17 protein-coding genes are annotated in these 18110 nt (G+C 35.8%); 9 read left to right on the forward strand and 8 right to left on the reverse strand.

Going from position 1 to position 18110, the window contains the following annotated elements; translation table 11 throughout:
- Nucleotides 1-89: 89 nt before the first annotated feature.
- The 3 genes from CY0110_RS16575 to CY0110_RS16585 all read right to left on the reverse strand — a co-directional run bounded on the left by CY0110_RS16575 (nucleotide 90) and on the right by CY0110_RS16585 (nucleotide 3138).
- The gene (locus CY0110_RS16575) at nucleotides 90-551 is read right to left on the reverse strand and encodes a cupin domain-containing protein (protein ID WP_035799719.1); all 462 of its coding nucleotides are present in this window, start codon (nucleotides 549-551) and stop codon (nucleotides 90-92) included.
- Nucleotides 552-750: 199 nt separating this feature from the next.
- Nucleotides 751-1623: a Tab2/Atab2 family RNA-binding protein gene (locus CY0110_RS16580; RefSeq protein WP_008276650.1), complete on the reverse strand. Its 873-nt coding sequence runs from the start codon at nucleotides 1621-1623 to the stop codon at nucleotides 751-753.
- Nucleotides 1624-1878: 255 nt separating this feature from the next.
- Nucleotides 1879-3138, reverse strand: a complete 1260-nt coding sequence (locus CY0110_RS16585) for a hypothetical protein (protein ID WP_157464593.1) — start codon at nucleotides 3136-3138, stop codon at nucleotides 1879-1881.
- A 361-nt stretch (nucleotides 3139-3499) separates the two neighbouring features.
- On the opposite strand from CY0110_RS16585, the gene acs reads away from it, so the two are divergent.
- From acs to CY0110_RS16625, 8 genes are all read left to right on the forward strand, one after another.
- A complete protein-coding gene (acs, locus tag CY0110_RS16590; RefSeq protein WP_008276652.1) occupies nucleotides 3500-5479 on the forward strand; it encodes an acetate--CoA ligase in 1980 nt (659 codons plus the stop codon).
- 120 nt (nucleotides 5480-5599) lie between these two features.
- On the forward strand, nucleotides 5600-6160 hold the full coding sequence (locus CY0110_RS16595; protein ID WP_008276653.1) for a Panacea domain-containing protein: 561 nt from the start codon (nucleotides 5600-5602) through the stop codon (nucleotides 6158-6160).
- Nucleotides 6153-6551, forward strand: a complete 399-nt coding sequence (locus CY0110_RS16600; RefSeq protein WP_008276654.1) for a hypothetical protein — start codon at nucleotides 6153-6155, stop codon at nucleotides 6549-6551. Before CY0110_RS16595 ends, CY0110_RS16600 begins: the two co-directional genes overlap by 8 nt.
- A 31-nt stretch (nucleotides 6552-6582) precedes the next feature.
- Nucleotides 6583-8265 (forward strand): ATP-dependent nuclease, encoded by a 1683-nt coding sequence (locus CY0110_RS16605; RefSeq protein ID WP_008276655.1) that lies wholly within the window; start codon nucleotides 6583-6585, stop codon nucleotides 8263-8265.
- A gap of 67 nt (nucleotides 8266-8332) precedes the next feature.
- The gene (locus tag CY0110_RS16610; protein ID WP_008276656.1) at nucleotides 8333-8551 is read left to right on the forward strand and encodes a hypothetical protein; all 219 of its coding nucleotides are present in this window, start codon (nucleotides 8333-8335) and stop codon (nucleotides 8549-8551) included.
- 208 nt (nucleotides 8552-8759) lie between these two features.
- The gene (locus CY0110_RS16615; protein ID WP_008276657.1) at nucleotides 8760-8987 is read left to right on the forward strand and encodes a type II toxin-antitoxin system HicA family toxin; all 228 of its coding nucleotides are present in this window, start codon (nucleotides 8760-8762) and stop codon (nucleotides 8985-8987) included.
- 2 nt (nucleotides 8988-8989) lie between these two features.
- A complete protein-coding gene (locus CY0110_RS16620) occupies nucleotides 8990-9205 on the forward strand; it encodes a type II toxin-antitoxin system HicB family antitoxin (protein WP_008276658.1) in 216 nt (71 codons plus the stop codon).
- A 94-nt stretch (nucleotides 9206-9299) separates the two neighbouring features.
- Nucleotides 9300-9611: a hypothetical protein gene (locus CY0110_RS16625; RefSeq protein ID WP_157464594.1), complete on the forward strand. Its 312-nt coding sequence runs from the start codon at nucleotides 9300-9302 to the stop codon at nucleotides 9609-9611.
- 17 nt (nucleotides 9612-9628) lie between these two features.
- On the opposite strand, the gene CY0110_RS16630 is transcribed toward CY0110_RS16625, so the two are convergent.
- From CY0110_RS16630 to ldpA, 3 genes are all read right to left on the reverse strand, one after another.
- Nucleotides 9629-10330: a TVP38/TMEM64 family protein gene (locus tag CY0110_RS16630; RefSeq protein ID WP_008276661.1), complete on the reverse strand. Its 702-nt coding sequence runs from the start codon at nucleotides 10328-10330 to the stop codon at nucleotides 9629-9631.
- 169 nt (nucleotides 10331-10499) lie between these two features.
- On the reverse strand, nucleotides 10500-12314 hold the full coding sequence (locus tag CY0110_RS16635) for a R3H domain-containing nucleic acid-binding protein (protein WP_035799721.1): 1815 nt from the start codon (nucleotides 12312-12314) through the stop codon (nucleotides 10500-10502).
- Nucleotides 12315-12386: 72 nt separating this feature from the next.
- Complete coding sequence (gene ldpA, locus CY0110_RS16640) at nucleotides 12387-13463, reverse strand: circadian clock protein LdpA (protein ID WP_008276663.1); 1077 nt, start codon at nucleotides 13461-13463, stop codon at nucleotides 12387-12389.
- 191 nt (nucleotides 13464-13654) lie between these two features.
- On the opposite strand from ldpA, the gene CY0110_RS16645 reads away from it, so the two are divergent.
- Nucleotides 13655-14305, forward strand: a complete 651-nt coding sequence (locus CY0110_RS16645; RefSeq protein ID WP_008276664.1) for a DUF1877 family protein — start codon at nucleotides 13655-13657, stop codon at nucleotides 14303-14305.
- 12 nt (nucleotides 14306-14317) lie between these two features.
- Here the strand turns inward: CY0110_RS16645 and CY0110_RS16650 are convergent, their stop codons facing one another.
- Complete coding sequence (locus tag CY0110_RS16650) at nucleotides 14318-16423, reverse strand: hybrid sensor histidine kinase/response regulator (RefSeq protein WP_008276665.1); 2106 nt, start codon at nucleotides 16421-16423, stop codon at nucleotides 14318-14320.
- 157 nt (nucleotides 16424-16580) lie between these two features.
- Nucleotides 16581-17966: a carboxyl-terminal processing protease CtpB gene (gene ctpB / locus CY0110_RS16655; protein ID WP_008276666.1), complete on the reverse strand. Its 1386-nt coding sequence runs from the start codon at nucleotides 17964-17966 to the stop codon at nucleotides 16581-16583.
- Nucleotides 17967-18110: the final 144 nt, after the last annotated feature.

An 18110-nucleotide genomic window follows, 5' to 3' on the forward strand; every position in this document is an offset into this window, starting at 1 on the left:
TAAGTGAAAGGTTGGTTTTACCTCTAGTTAACATATTAGTTAAAAAACGTGATGAATACCAGAGTTTTAGTTTTAACTTAGTAATAATATTAATGTTTTAATCCTCGTAACACTTGTAAATCTTCTTCATCAAAACTTTCTCGGACTCCATTCCGAATTAATTCCGAAAAGTCTTCATTAGGAACCATAAAACAGATTGCATATAAACGATTTTTACCAATATTTCTAATTTCGTGAATCCCTGTAGGACGAACTAACAAACTATCCCCTGGATGCAAAGGGATATCTTTACCATCGCAAACCGCTAACCCTTCCCCTTTAAGGATAAAAAACATTTCTAGTGCAAAATTATGTCGATGGGTTGGGGTACTTCCTCCAGGATCAAAGATTTCGATGCAAACTGTCAACGAATCATCGGCCATACTGGTATCAAAGACGATCGCTAAACGGTTGGTATCATGGGGAGTGATGCGAAAAACTTGATAATCTTCAGGACTTTTAATCACTGGAATCATGCAGTGATCGCTGGATATGGTAGATTGGGTATTCATAGTTACCATTTAGAATTGTCACTTTTTTCTTACTATTCTAAAGCAGTAAAAATAGTTGTCACTAATACTAGCGTAATCCCTGCTCACTTTTTTCCTGTGAGATATTGTTTAAATGACACACCTCTCTCTATTTTCAATGTTTCATTTTTCTGCTTACTCCATCTAATTTGTTTCATTCGTTATTGTTTTATTTGGCTTATTATTGATCCTCTTTAAGTAACCAAAAACCGCTAAATGTCTCTACATCGGGACGAGATTGAATGGCTAGAAAATGAACCCCTTTCGCTTTATTTTTGGTGTCTTCAAACCCTTGGGCCTCAGCAACACTACTTTTATCAGTTAAATTAGCTAAAATCCAACTATCACTTAACCCAGTTTCTAAAGAAAGGATGGGACGGGGTTTTTCTTGCACCTTGAGACAGACTAATTCTAATCCAGACATCCAACCAGCTAAGGGTAAAGCCCGTTGAGAAAAGATGATAAAACCAGGAATTTTCGTGTCAGGAGAAAGATCAACCAACTCTAGGGGAAACCCTTCCCCAAAGCGAATATCCCACTCTTTCATGTCTTCAAACGCTGATGCTTCAAGACTGACAAAGGCCCATTTATCGGACTTGTCTCCTCTGACTGCATCAGGTAAAGCGATCGCATTGAGGGTAGGATAGGCTACAGATGCGTTAGTGGCTGCTTTCTCATCATAACCTTCTTGAGAGGGATAAAAGTCTTGAAAACGTTGATTTAGCCAATGGTTGAGGGTATAGGTGCGACGACTAGGAGAGGCAACAAGTCCCGCATCTTCGCAAGCTTTTACTATCATATTATTCATCTGACGACGGAAAAAGCGGATTTTGCTGGGGTTTTCTCCTGCTTTCTCTATGGCTATTTCTAATGCTTCTCGTAACCAGATCGAGTTAACTGTATTGGGGGGACAAAACTGAGCATAACGAAACCCTTTATCTAAGGACTCTGTTGTATCTGTCTGGGTTTCACAGATCAAGACTTCCCATTGTTTTTTGTTATTTTCGTCTAAAATTGGTCGTGAATAAAAATCGAGTTCCCAAACTTTGCCCATGATTTACCTTTAATGGTTTACCGAATCACAGTAATATCTTATCAGATTAGTAAATCAAAAAATATTTATTATTTCAATTATTACTAGAATTAAACTTAAATGAAGTGGCATGGTAAGGTAAGCAGTGCATTAGCCTACTCTTAGTGATAAGAAAAAGAATATATATAAATCTTTTTTAATGTATTATTATCAACATTAGAATAATTACTAAATATTAGTTTTCTTTTCTAATTTTATTATTATATTATAATTCATCTAAATCAATGATTTATTATTATTTTCATCATAAGGAATTTTATCATTTGGTTTTGGGAAATTCTTATAAATAAAATTAATTATAAATACACAAGATATAATACTTAGAATTACATATAGAATTAAAAAAGGTTCATGTTTTTCTCTATAATTACTAATTGATATAGGCGATAATTTTAAATCTTGAAAATAAACAATGAAGAATAAAAAGCTTAGTATCAATTTTTTTAGAACTTGATAAAAAAAAGTATTTAATAAATTTTTTGTTTTAAAAAATAAAAAAGATGAAATTAATCCGTCAAAAAATGTTGATATAAGTAAGGGGACGAAAGCTATTGATGATAATAACGATAATAACAAAGATAATAACAATATTCCTTTTTTGTTTCCTAACTTAAGACACCATTTTTGTAAAACTATACCTTGAAATATAATAGTAAATGGAAGAATCTCTATAAATATAGATAGTACCAATAAATTTAGTATAAATTCACTAACACTTAAATGAAAATCATTATTAATGGAAGTTTTGAGATAGTAGTTAATATAGTCAGGATAAACAAAAGAAAAATAATAGCCAAACAATCTCCAGAATGATACAGCAAAAAAAGTATAAATAATTGCAATTTTTAAAATTAATTGCCAAGCAACTTTTAGATTAGGAATAAAATGTTTAATTTGAAACCCAGCGATTTTTAAATCTCTTAAAATCAACATACCCCAAACAATAACTATGAGACAAGCTAATAAGTATTCCGTTAATTTATCCATATTATCAAATAGTCTATTTGTGTCCCAATCATTAATAGTATAAAATATACTTGCAGCCATTATAATTACAGTTGCTGAACTCAAAAAATAGAATACGAAAATCTCTACTAGATTAATTTCCTCAAAAGGAATATTTTCTAAGGACTCGTTGGGCAAATTTCCTGAAGAAATTACTAAATTTTTTGGTGGAATTACTGATAAAAAGAATAAGCCAATAATACTCAATAATCCTAACCATCCCCAATGAGATGAATATCCTTTACTTTTAATATAATGACAACATCCTCTAATAAAAAGGAAATATCCACCTACAAATAATCCAAGTGCTATCAATCCCAAAAAACTATATAATTTTGAATTTTCTGAAATAATATTGGCATTTGAAAGTCCAGCAATTATAATAGGAAAGATAAGTTGAATACCTAATGCTTGAAGAATTAGTTTAATTGCTTTATTTTTATTCTGTCTATTCATTAGTGGCATAACCATAGTTAAATTTAATATTAGAAACAGCAAGTATTATACTATATATACAAATTAAAACTGAGCAAATTTTAATTATAGTTTAATGAGCCAATTTTTCTAAATTTCTTTATAACCAGAAGAATGAAAGGGGTTTAAATAAGTTCATATATTACTTCAAAAAAAATAATCAAACATTAATAATTTTAGGTTAAAATACCCAAAATTAGATAAATTGAAAGTGAAATCTTGATTTGTTTAATCTAAAGAGCAAAATAAAAAGTAAGGGATTTGGTTAATTTTTGTAAATCCTTTGAAACCCTTGATAAGCGTCACTTCCGACTTATAATCATAAAGATTACATGAACCTTTGTTGAGGTCTATACTTATGGTTGCATCCTCTGAAAAAAATAACATTGAATCTGTCTTACAAGAAGAACGAGTATTTCAGCCACCCACTGAGTTTTCTAACAACGCACATATCAAAAGTATTCAAGACTATGAACAACTATACGAAAAAGCTAAAAATGATCCCGAAAGCTTTTGGGCAGAATTAGCAGAACAAGAATTACATTGGTTTAAAAAATGGGATAAAGTTCTAGACTGGAACCCACCCAATGCCAAATGGTTTGTCAATGGCAAAATCAATATGTCCTATAACTGCCTCGATCGCCATCTTAGCACTTGGCGACGCAACAAAGCAGCCATTATCTGGGAAGGGGAACCAGGGGACTCTCGCACCTTAACCTATGGGGAACTGCACCGAGAAGTCTGTCAGTTTGCTAATGTACTCAAAGATATGGGAGTCCAAAAAGGCGATCGCATCGGTATTTATATGCCCATGGTTCCCGAAGCAGCGATCGCTATGTTAGCCTGTACTCGTATCGGTGCGCCCCACAGTGTTGTTTTTGGGGGGTTTAGTGCCGAAGCATTACGCGATCGCTTAGAAGATGCAGAGGCAAAAGTCGTCATCACTGCGGATGGAGGTTTTCGCAAAGATAAGATCGTTCCCCTCAAACCCGAAGTGGATCAAGCCCTCGAAAATGGGGCTTCTAGCGTCCAAAAAGTGATTGTGGTACAACGTACCAAACAAGACGTTACCATGCGCGAGGGACGTGATTATTGGTGGCACGATCTCCAAAAAGATGCCTCTCCTAAATGTGATGCAGAGGTAATGGATAGCGAAGATCCCCTATTCATTCTCTATACCAGTGGTAGTACAGGAAAACCCAAAGGCGTTGTCCACACCACCGGCGGTTATAACCTTTACACCCACATGACCACAAAATGGATCTTTGACCTCAAAGACACAGATGTTTACTGGTGTACTGCCGATGTGGGTTGGATCACAGGACATAGTTATATTGTTTATGGTCCGTTGTCCAATGGTGCAACATCCTTAATGTACGAAGGGGTTCCCCGTCCCTCGAACCCTGGTTGTTTCTGGGATGTAGTAGAAAAATACGGAGTCAATGTCTTTTATACCGCACCCACTGCTATCCGTGCATTTATGAAGATGGGAGAAGAGTTACCAAACGCGCGGGATCTTTCATCCTTGCGTTTATTAGGTACGGTGGGAGAACCCATCAACCCCGAAGCTTGGATGTGGTATCACCGGGTTATTGGGGGTGAAAAATGCCCTATCGTTGATACTTGGTGGCAAACCGAAACCGGTGGGATCATGATTACTCCTTTACCTGGTGCAACACCCACCAAACCTGGATCAGCAACACGACCTTTCCCTGGTATTATTGCTGATGTAGTGGACAAAGACGGTAATGCAGTTCCCGACAATGCCGGGGGATATCTCGTCATTAAACATCCCTGGCCCAGTATGTTACGCACTGTTTATAAGAACCCTGAACGCTTCCAAAAGACCTACTGGGACCCCATTCCTCAAGTTGAAGGTAAACCGGTCTATTTTGCTGGTGATAGTGCCAGAAGAGACGAAAACGGTTACTTTTGGATTATGGGCCGTACCGATGACGTGATGAATGTGTCTGGACACCGTTTGGGTTCAATGGAGTTAGAGTCTGCGTTGGTGTCTCATCCTGCGGTTGCTGAAGCGTCTGTGGTGGGGGTTCCCCATGAGGTAAAAGGGGAAGATATTTATGCCTTTGTTACCTTGAAGGATAATTATAGCCCCAGTGACGAGTTAAATAAGGAGTTAAAACAGCACGTTGTAACTAAGATTAGTGCGATCGCTCGTCCGGGTACTATTCAGTTTGCAGAGGCATTACCTAAAACGCGATCGGGTAAAATTGTACGACGTTTCTTACGTCAAATAGCTGCCGGTCAAGACATTGTTGGGGATAAGTCTACTGTCGTTGATCCGAGTGTTTTGGATAAGTTGAGAGAGAAAGGTTAATTGTTAGTTTAGGGTGGGCTTTTTTGAGTCCACCTTACTTTATTATTTATTTGATTTTAGCTATAATTACTTGGCTGTATAATAAAAATATACTAAGAACAAAGCTCTTTTGGAGTATTTATGTCTATCGAGTTTCGGTTTCATCCAAAAAAAGCTGTTGAGGCCGCAGCAATCTTATTAAAGTTACATGGTAAACCTATGAAATATTTAGGCTTGCTGAAAATGCTTTATATTGCTGATCGTATGGCATTAGAACAGATAGAAGAACCCATCACAGGAGATCATTATTTCTCTATGAAATATGGTCCGGTTTTGAGTAAAGTTTATGATTTAATTAAAGGGCAACTCGTGGATCATACTTTACCTCTTTGGTCTGAATTTATTTCTCCTCGATATAACAAGCATTATGTATATTTAAAAAAAGATCCAGGAAATGAAGAACTTTGTGAAGAAGAAGAGGAAATAATTAAAAAAGTTTATAAAAAATTCGGACATCTTGATCCTTTTACTGTTGCTGAGTGGACTCATGATCTCAAAGAATGGCAAGATCCTGGTAATTCTCGAATTCCCATTACTATTGAAGAAATTTTGAAATATCTGGGAAAAACTGATGAAGAAATTGAAGAAATTCGTCAGGAGGCTGCACGAGAGTATTATTTAGATGGGGCATTAAATGGCTAGTATTTCGATTAATTTAGGAGACGCATTTTTAATCGATACACCTCCTAATCAACAGCATCTTTATATTGCTATTGCCAAAACATCTAAAACTAAATATTTATTTGTTAATGTAACAACTAGAAGGCCAAAGTCTGAAACTGTGTGTATTCTTAACCCTGGTTTAGATGTTCCTAAATTTATTAAACGTGAATCAGTTATTGATTATCGCTACGCAAGGGAAATGGATAGTCAAGAATTAGCAAGAGTCGTTACTCATAATAGTCCAATTCCAAAAGATACTTGTTCCCCAACCTTATTAAAACGAATTCAACAAGGAGGATTAGCTTCTAAACGTCTCAAAAATAAATATAAAACTGCATTACAAGAATTTTTAAATGATCCAGATCAATAAAACATTATAAAATCGGAGTAAAATAACTAGAATGAAGCCTAAAGTTTGGATTGAAAAAATAAAATTTAGTGATGATTCAGAAGTCACCTTTGATTCTAATCAAATTATCGTATTTGTTGGTCCTAATAATGTAGGGAAAAGTGCATCATTGAAAGAACTAAATACTTTAACAAGAACCAATCACCCAAATAGAAGGGTTATCAAAGACTTCAGTTTAAGAAAAGAAGGTCAGCTTAATGATTTACTAGAATTTTTCAACCGATACTCAGAAGAAAAATTTAATCCAAATAGCCCAGATCCTATATATACAGGTTATCAATTTAGCTTACCTAAAAGTAATATTTCTAGTTGGTGGAGTATGAGTAATCAACTCTCGAATTTACATCCTGTGTTTGTTAATTTAATTAAAACTGAAGATAGATTAACTGCTGCAAACCCACCTAAGAACATCTCACTAACAAAAGATGCAATACAACATCCGATTCACTTTTTACAAAAATATGATGATATAGAAAAAGAATTTAGTGATTATTTTAGGCAAGCATTCAGTCAAGATTTAATTGTTCATAGAAATGCAGGAGATCATGTTCCTTTACATATTGGTCAAAAACCCATACCTAAAGAGGGTGAAGATAGAGTTTCAAGAAGTTATGTAGAAGAATTAGAAAAGCTACCTTTATTACATCAACAAGGGGATGGAATGCGTAGCTTTGTTGGGGTTTTATTAAATGCTTTTATTTCTAATCATAATATATTATTAATTGATGAACCTGAAGCATTTTTACATCCTCCTCAAGCGAGACTTTTAGGGAAAATGTTAGCCAAAGATTTACCAATAGATAGACAATTATTTTTAGCAACTCATAGCAGTGATTTCTTAAGAGGATTATTAGAAGCACAAGTTTCTAGACTAAAAATTATTAGAATAGAAAGAGAACATGATATCAATCAAATTAGTGTTTTAGATAATTCAGAGATTATAGAAGTGTGGAATGATCCATTACTGAGACATTCAAATATTTTAGATGGTTTATTTCATTCTAAAGTAATTATTTGTGAAAGTGATTCTGATTGTAGATTTTATTCAGCAATTTTACAAAGTATATATGAAAATGAATCTAATATTAGTCCTGATTTTCTCTTTGTTCATTGTGGAGGAAAACATAGAGTTAGTTCTGTGGTGAAAGCATTAAAACAATTAAACGTAAATGTTAATACTATCTTAGACTTTGATGTTTTAAATAATCAAAACCCATTAAAAAAGATTTTTGAAGAATTAGGAGGTGATTGGTCAATTATTGAAAAAGACTGGAAACTTGTTAAAACAAAAATAGATGAAAAAAGACCTGAACTTACAACAGAAGATGTAAAAAAAGAGTTGAGTTTAATTCTTGAATCAACGACAGACAGAATTTTTCCTAACAATAAAATAAAACAAATTGACAGTATTTTAAAAAAAGTTTCAGCATGGCAAGATGCTAAAAAAGTCGGTAAAAGTTTTGTTCCTAATGGTGATCCGACCAAAGCTTATCAAAGATTAATTATAGAATTAGAGAAAATAGGATTAATAATTGTAGAAGTAGGAGAACTAGAAAGCTTTGTTAGATCAATTGGAAATCACGGACCAAAATGGGTTAATGAAGTATTATATAAAGACTTAGCTAATGACCCAGAATTACATGAGGCAAGAGAATTTGTTAAAAAATTAATATAGTGCGATTGTTGTAAAACCTTTCTTATTTCAGCTATTAATCCCATTGATTTGATTAAGGAGTTAGACAATGAAAATTAATATAGATAAAGATCCAGCCATTATTGAAGAAGCTTTACAAGTTTTAAGTCAACATTTAGAACAGTCTAAATTGATGCGTTTTTTAGCTATTTGTAATTTAGGTAGTGTAGATGATTTAAACCTCAAAGAAAAACTTTTTGAAGGGGAAACCGTAGATAGTCTCTATGAAAAAATAAAAATTCTAGAAGATGAGAATAAAATAATGTAATGCACCAAATTTCTGTTATTATTTCAACCTATTTTCTGATGATGATCATTGAATTTAGGAAAATTCTTTTTTTTAGGGTGCATTACACTTCGTTAATGCACCGAATTATTGTTATCATATTAAACTATTTTATGGTGGATTACCCTACGGCCAGTCTATCCTAATGTAATAATGGACATAATAATATTATGCCCCTACAATAGATAAAATGGTCAAAAAAGATAAACTAATTGAGCGTTTAAAAAATAGTCCCAATAATGTAACCTTTACAGATATTCGTAAATTATTAGAATTAGAAGGATTTATACTTGATAGAATTAGTGGTAGTCATCATATTTTTCAGAAAGCTGATACAATTTTTGTTATCCCAGTACATCGTAATCGAGTAAAATCAGTGTATGTTAAAAGAGTTATCCAATTAATAGAAGGAGAATAAATATGAATTATCCTATGGTTGTTTATCCCTGTGAAGAAGGAGGATTTGTTGCTGAAATACCTGCTTTAAAAGGATGTTTAGCGCAAGGAGAAACCCTAGAAGATACCTTACAAGAATTAATGATTGTTCGAGAATTATGGTTAGAAACTGCTCAAAAATCGGGAAAAAAACTACCTGATCTTGAAGAGGCGATCGCTAAAGTTAAAACCCTAAGCTAATCGATTTTCTAGGGTGCATTACATTGGATTAATGCACAAAATTATTGTTATTATCTTAACCTATTTTGTGCTTATAATAGTAGAGGCAAAAGCGATGAACAAGAATTCTGATAGTAGCAAAGATAATAAAAATGATGAATTAAAAACCTTATTACAAGAATTAATGACCGCTATTGAAAGCGAAAACGAACTAGATAAAGATAAAAAAGCAGACGCAGCGAATAAAGTAAAAACTATTTCTAAAGCAAGTCAAAACCCAGAAGATGAAGGGTTACAAAAGAAAGCATCTCGCGCCATTAAACTATTAGAAACTCTTACCAAAGGTTTAGAACCTGCTACAAAATTAGCGACTGCTTGTAAGATAGTTTTACTGAAAATTATTAGTTTATTACCTTTTATTCCTTAGTAGTGGGTTGCAAACAATTACTCAACATGAATAATATCTTTTAAACCTAAGAAATTATAGCGATTAATTAACCAAATTAAAACAAAAGTGCTGATTAATAAAAAAATAATTATCTCTAATTTTTGATAAGAATTTAAAGTTAAACTTGATCCCATATAAGTTAATAAAAAGGTAGGGGGAATCATACCAGCTAAGGTACTACAAGAATAAATGGGTAAGGAAATTCCAGCTAAACCAGAAGCATAACTAATTAAATCAAAGGAAAATAAAGGAATTAAGCGTGTGATAAAAATCAAAAAACCTAGATAAACTTCACCTTTGTTTTTAGAAAAATAAAATACTTTTCCTGTTAACATTTTAAGAGCATTTCTTCCTAGGTTACGACCTAAAAAATAAGCTAATAATCCACCTAAAAATCCACCAATAACACTATAGATAGTCGCTAAAATTGGACTCCAAACCATACCAGCAGCCATTACTAATGGTAAAGCTGGAATATGAGAAATGACCACAGAAATGATTAAAATACTAATATAAATAAACGGAGCAATCCAACCCGTTTCTGCTAAAACTTTTTTTAATTCTTCTGAGTTAAATAGATCCCAGTCAAGATGATTATGTCCCCACCAAGTTAAAAAAATAGTAGCAATGAAAAATATTAATAATAATCTGTGTTTAGATTTACGGAAAAATGAAAACTTCTGAAACTTTTTTAACATTTTTCCCAACCCGATAGAAATACTTAGAAAAGTTCAAACAAAATATTTATATATATTCTCCCATAATTAACTTTATTAAAATAGTCGTAATTATACTTAATTTGATAAAAAAATAGGCAAACCATGACAAGTCTACCTATTAAATAGTATCTAAAATTGTCTTAAAGAATTAAGCAGGATAAATCCTTAATCTGCGGTTAGGTTCCTCTCCAAAACTATCAGATTGTAGTCGATAATGTTCTACTAATTCGTGCTGCATTTTCCGAACTTTCGGCGATCGCGGTAATAATTCCACGGGTTGACCTTTAGGCAGCACAATCTGTTCTACCGCCAGTCTTGCCTCTTCTAACGCCTCCAACTCATCATCATTACTGCCACGGGTAAACAGGCGTAAATCAGCAGTTTCAGGGGTTTTCGCCTCATCCATCCCTAACAATCGTTGCAAAGTTCGAGTAATTTGAGGAATGGTGTTAGATTTTATTCCATGAATAGGAACTTGACGCGCTTTTGCCACCTGACGTAACTTAGATTGATTTTTCAAATGCGATCGCAAGGCCACCACCACATCCGCACTATCTAAGTCTTTGGTCAAAACAATGGGCAAATTCAGCACCTCGATCACCTGTTCTAACTGCGATCGCCCAATACCATAGGGATAAATATAGACAGGAAAATCCTCCCCATTGGGACCGGGAACCCTTACTTTATCGCCTTTAGGTTCGGGTTGAGACCAAGACGCATCTAAAAGACGGTCAAACTCTGATACAGAGCTTAACTTATTACCTTTTTTCGACCCAAAGGTCGCCACAGGAGTCATTTTGCCCGACGCACGCCATCCTTTGGGCTGTTGTATCATGTCTCCCATACCCCGTCCAAAACTAGCAGGGTTAGGGGTCAAATCAGGTTCTTCTTGGGTAATTTGAACGTTTCCATTCTCATCCACCGTTCTTACTTGGGGGTTAGGTTGCCCATTCCGTAGCAAAATGTCGATAGTATAAGCCACATCGTCATGAACCACCCATTTTTGCCGTTCTAACATTTCGATGGCAATTTCAAACGTAGGGGGTGCTTTACGTTCTAAGACGGTTTTTTGTGACCCTCTTCGTCTGGCTTCATCATCCCCTAACGTAACTGCTTGAATGCCTCCCACTAAATCGGACAAGGTGGGATTTTTCATTAAATTTTCGATCTGATTACCGTGAGCGGTTCCTACTAACTGCACTCCTCGTTCAGCAATGGTACGAGCAGCTAAGGCTTCCAATTCCGTACCAATTTCATCGATAACAATGACTTCAGGCATATGGTTTTCCACTGCCTCAATCATCACCTTATGCTGTAGTTCAGGGGCTGCTACCTGCATTCGTCTAGCGCGACCAATGGCCGGATGAGGAATATCTCCATCACCGGCGATTTCGTTAGAAGTATCGATAATAACCACTCGTTTATCAAAGTCATCAGCTAAAACCCTGGCAATTTCCCGTAATGCAGTTGTTTTACCCACACCAGGACGACCTAATAAGAGTAAAGATTGACCCGTTTCTACCAAGTCCCGAATCATAGAAATGGTGCCAAAAACAGCCCGTCCCACCCGACAGGTTAAACCGATAATATCTCCCGTTCGATTCCGAATGGCACTGATACGGTGTAGGGTACGTTCGATTCCTGCTCGGTTATCACCGCTAAAAATTCCCACTCGCTGGATACTGTATTGTAGATCAGAAGCAGAAACAGGGGTGTCTCCTAGATAGATAGCTTCCCCAGGAAAACGAGCTTCTGGAAGTCGTCCTAAGTCCATGACCACTTCAACTAAGCGATCGCAGTTAGGATGGTCTTTGATTTGATTGCGAATGCTTGAGGGTAAAATATCGAGCAGTTTACTAAGGTCGTCGGTAATCTGCATCCGTTGGGATAACGCTTTTTTGGGTATAGATGGCACTGTTATGGATGATGTATTTAAAAAGTTATTTGTTTTGGGATTTAACATAATTTAGCGAGCTTCGTCAAGATACTTAAGGTGAGTTTGGAGTTTATTTTCTCCTTGTCTTTCTTACTCTCCTTACTCAGTCACACTGCTTATTGTTAATCTCTCTCTTAGGGGTGACACCAAAGAATGAGCAGTTTCTAGTGCTTGCCAGAGTAATTCAGGAAAATCCGTCATATTAGTTGACATCGCTGGTGCTTCGATGGTTTCTAGAAAAGGGGAGATTAAAGTGCGAGCATAACTACCATAGGCAACTCCTGCTATGGTTTTTTTGTAAGATGATTGAGGTTGTAATAAACCCAATTGTTTTAATTTGGGGACGGTATGATGATTCGTTCCCCCTGCTAGTTGCACCCATCCTGGTAAATCAGCGTTTAACACTTTTTCACCCAATCGAATGGCTGCATGGGTGGTTCCTTTACCAATATCCCCACTCATGGGACGGCCATCGGTTTGCCAGATTAAGGGACAGGGTAAGGGGGAAATGATCTCGTAAAGGGTTTGTAAATAGTTAATTAACCCTTCTCCGTCAGGACAACTAATGGCCAGCAGTTTTAGGTGTTTTACGCCAGGAGATAATTGTTGCCATAGTCGTTTAAACTCCTTTTCTCGTCCTACTTGGGTATGAATTTCGACGGCATCGACACAATTATTTTTGATCAACGGTAGGATGGTTTGGGGGGTAATAATGTGCGATCGCGTTTCAATTAGGTTTAAGGGACAAACGGGTAAACAACGACCACATCCGTAACATCGCTGTTCTATAATCCCTGAAGGAGCGATCGCTTGTGCTGGACATATAGACTCACAAGGACGCAAACAATCAGTAGGACACAAGTTTCCGTTAAAATAGGCTTTACGGAAGTGAGGATCTTCCCCATCGTTCAAACTAACCATGAGCCAAGGTTTATTTACCCTCGGATATCCTTTAGTTTGAGCAATTTCTGTCCATTTTATCCCTAAATTTACTCCTTCTATGGCTGCATTAATTACCGCAGGCTCTGCTGCAACATCGATACAATTAGCACCGGCTAAAGTGTAAATTAGGGACAGACTACGAATGGCTGGCAAGTCTTGGAAACTTGCGCCACAAATGAGTTTGAACCATTGCCCTGTTTTTAAGGACTGTAAAGGAGATAAATTATCATTCACTTTTCTATGCTAATAGTTTTTAATCTGAATTGTCATGAGTTTTTAAGATTCGTGGTTTTTGAATTATAGTTGTAGTTTATTGTATCACAATTTATGACTCATGGGGGTTTTCTTTTTTGAGAATGGTCTGATGTCAATGTAAGTCACTAAAATACACTCTAGACTAATTGTCTTTAAAATCGAAAAAAATCATGGGAATAGATTTAGAATTGAAACAAATTTCTTGGCCTTTGATGAAAAAGATCAAAGATATACCTCAAGCTATTGAAATATACCTATATGCTGAGTTTTCAGAATCATCAGCAAAAAAACGACAGACACTAAATGATGATCAATTAAATAGTGACTATTTAACATATTTAGATGAAGATGAAAGACAGGAAATTTGGAAATCAATTATTAGAGATTTGACAAATCACTTGGAAGAATACAAGAAAATCAAAAAAGACTTAAAAGAAATTATTACAGAAGGAAAAAAAACAAAAAAGCTAGAGATGGAGAGAATTTGGAAAGAGACTCATTTTATTTTAACTGGAGAAAAATTTTTCTCTAACAATCAAATAATAAAATTTCCTGGTATTAATGCAATTTTAGGTGGAACAATAACAAAAGGTGAATCTACTTATGATTATGTTCGTTATTATAATCCTCAAGAAGTAAAGCAAATAACAGAAGCATTATCAACAGTTTCTGACGAAAGAATAAAAGAAATTATCCAAGAATCAGGACTATTCCTAAAATCAGATATCATAACTTTCTTATTAAATCAATATCACTTATTATCTGAATATTATCAAGATACAAGTCTTAAAGATAATGCTATGTTGGTATATCTCACATAAAGGCAATTATTGTTAATTCAAAGATTTTTTCTTTATCTCTTGAACCAATATGTTGATAATATCATTAATATTAATCGGTTTAACAAGATGATGTATAAACCCAACTTTTAGACTCTTTTCAATATCGCTTTCAGACGCATTGGCTGAAAAAGCAATAGCTAAAAGCTTGTTTTTTAGCGTTGGAAATAAGCTTTGTATTTTGTGAAGAAGATCATGTCCACTCATAAGAGGCATATTAATATCACTAATTAAAATATTAGGTTGAAAGGACTCAACAATCTCTAGAGCTTCAAATCCAGACATAACGGCTTTGATATGAGCTTTTTGAGATTGAAAAACACATACTAATAGATTTAGTGAATCTGGTTCATCATCAACAATTAATACTTTGATCCCTTCTAAATTTGTTAAGGTTGAAATCTTTGGTTCTTCATCTGTGACAGTTTTTTTGTCTTCATAGAGAATGGGAAAAGCAACTGTAAAAGTTGCCCCTTGATTAATCCCCAGACTATCTGCCTTAATCTTGCCATCGTGCATTTCAACGAGATTACGAACAATGGTTAGTCCTAACCCTAGTCCGCCATAATCTCGGTTTTTAGAAGACTCACTTTGACTAAAGCGATCAAAGATATAAGGTAAAAATTCTGGTTCTATCCCTTTACCTTGATCTTTAATTTCAATCAAAGCCATACCATCAACAGCAGACAAAGAAACGGTGACTGTACTATGACTAGGGGAAAACTTAATGGCGTTAGATAATAAGTTCCAAACAACTTGGTGTAGGCGTGTTATGTCACCGCTAATTGGATGTACATCGGTGTCTAACTTGGTTTCAATGGTAACAGATGATTTTTTAGCCATCAACTGAACTGTTTCAATGGCACTGAGAATAATTGTTTTGAGATCGAGTGAACATTTTTGTAAATGAAGTTTACCCTGTAAGATACGAGACACATCGAGTAAATCTTCAATTAAATGGCTTTGTAATTTAGCATTACGATCAATAATTTCTACTGCTTGTTTCGTTTGCTCAGGGGAAAGATTGCCCCGATTTAACAATTCGCACCAGCCGATAATAGGATTTAAAGGAGTACGTAATTCATGGGAAAGCATAGCTAAAAAGTCATCTTTAGCACGATTGGCAATTTGTGCTTGATGGTATAACCAAGCATTATCAACTGCTTGTGCTGCACGTCTGCCAATTTCTTCAGCGATCGCCAAGTCTTCTGTTGTTAAACGACGATTTGAATAACCTGTTGTTACAAAAGTTATTACCCCTAAAGTATTTTGTCGAGCCACTAAAGGAACCGCCATCAGAGAGAGAGGATAAGTTTTTTGTATCACTTTCTCGTGTTCTAAATTTTTAGTCGCCTTAGAAATCATCTCATCCGTAAATTCAGAAATTAACAGAGATTTCTGCTCGAACAACACTTTAGCAGGAGGATCGTATAAATTATTTTCGGGGGGATATTTGAGAACTTCTTTAGCTAGTTCGGACTGATGGGGATCACTATAGGCAATTGAGACACGATTCACTTGATCGTCTTCTATTAAATCAATAAAGCACCAATCAGCAATGATGGGAACGGCTAAATGGGTGACACGATTGAGAGTGGTTTTATAATCGTCTAAAGATGATGATAATAAGATACTAATTTCTGATAAAAAGCGATATCTTTCACTACTTCGTTTTTGCTGTGCTAGTAATTGTTCTTTTTCCAGTTGTGCTTGCTTTTGTTCAGTGATATCAACGGTAATACCAATCATACGATTGGGTTGACCATTTACATGATCAATAATACGGCCTCGCCCTAAAACCCAATGAAGGCTACCATCAGGATGAATGACGCGATATTCAGCTTCATAATCTTCATTGAGTGCGATCGCTGTTTCGATGATGACTTGGACTCGATCTCGATCATCAGGATGTATTGAGTCATTTAACCATTGGTCATAGGTAAATTCATCATCAGGAGTCCGACCAAAATCCGCTTTGCACTGAATTGATGTTATTAAATTTTTATTGGGTAACTCTAATTGCCAAGCACCAAATCGACCAGCACGAAGAGCTAACTGTAAATAATCTTCTTTAGAATCGGAGAGAGGCGTATTTGACATACCATTACACTACCTTTTCTCCAATAGGCAAATTTAAAGTAAAAACTAAGTTTTTACGAGTAATCATAATGGAGAATTTAAGTTAAAAGATCCAACCAATAATTTAGTATAAGGGAACAAAAAGATTAATTATCCTCTTGTTTCCTTATACTAATTATTAATTAACCCTATCTTGCATTCTTTGCCAACGGGGATCGGGATCTTTAACAGTTTGTTGTAACTCTTCCCAACGTAGACCGACAGGCTTAGGAGTGGCAGGATTAGAAATAGGTTGACTACGGCCTTTTAAAATGGAAATGGCTCGATTGTATTGAGGATCAGCATCGGTTCCCATTAAGGTTGGATCGCTTTTGAGACGAGCTTGTTGCTCCATCGTCAATTCTAAATAGACATTGGGGCTAATGCCTTTGTGATTGATATCAGTGCCACTGGGAGGATAATAACGAGCAATAGTCACCGCTAACCCTGAACCATCTGAGAGGTTATGAACCGATTGTACGGTTCCTTTCCCATAAGTAGTTGTTCCGACAACGGTAGCCCGTCCATTTTCTTTGAGGGCCCCTGCTAAAATTTCGCTGGCACTCGCTGACCATTCATTAACTAAAACCACCAGAGGTAAGTCGGTTAAAGAAGTTCCATTAGCCCAGAAATGGCGATCGCCTCCTTTGCGGTCAATGGTGCTAACAATTTCTCCTTTTTTCATCCAGAGACGGGCAATATCGACACTGGCAAAGAGTAAACCCCCTGGGTTTCCCCGTAAGTCAAGAACATATCCAGAAACTTGTTTTTGATCTAAATCTTCGATGGCCAGTTTCATTTGTTCAGTGGCGTGGGAACTAAATTCATCAAGTTTAATGTAACCGACGCGATGGCCTTCTTTTTCTTCGAGATGATAAGTAACTGCGGGGATTTCAATTTGTTCTCTGGCTAAGGTCACTTGAAAAACCCCTTTTTCCCGTCGGGAGAGTTGTAGGCTAACTTCTGTTCCTAGTTCACCAGTAATAGCTTCTTGTGCTTGTTCTAGGGTCATTAATGCGGTGGGTTTGCCGTTGATACGAATCAGGCGATCGCCTCGTTTTAATCCTGCTTCCATGGCGGGGGAATTTCTCACCGCTTCTACGACGTAAATTTCACTGGTACGTTTATCAATGGCTAATCTTACCCCAATTCCCGATAATTCCCCTGTGGTTTGACTGGTTAATACAGAAAATTCATTCGGGGGTAAAAAGCGAGTGTAAGGATCTCCTAAGTCTTCTAAGGCTTCACGAATGGCTTTATAAGCTTGTTTTGGACTATCGTAATCCTCAGATAACAGTTCCCGACGTTTTTCTTGCCAATCAACTCGATTAAAGTCTCGATTTACAAATTCATTATTGACGATTTGCCACATTTCGTCGACGATGGCTTTAGGATTGTCTTCTAAGACTTCTGGTTGGGGCGCACTCTTGACGGGAAGGGCTAAAGTATGGAGAGAAATCGCTGCTAGGGTTCCACCTAATATGAGTGATTGATGACGGCACAAGGATTTTATGAGGTTATTCATAGGGTTTATCGATGTCGAACGGGAATTAAAAAGCAGTTTATGTTAGCCAACCGTAATAGATGAACAGCTTATAGACCATTAGCCAGCTATTCACCTAGTTTGGTTCTATGGTACACGCTCTTAAAAAATTATGACGCTTATTTC

This window comes from Crocosphaera chwakensis CCY0110 (genome assembly GCF_000169335.1).
Classification (GTDB): Bacteria; Cyanobacteriota; Cyanobacteriia; order Cyanobacteriales; family Microcystaceae; genus Crocosphaera; species Crocosphaera chwakensis.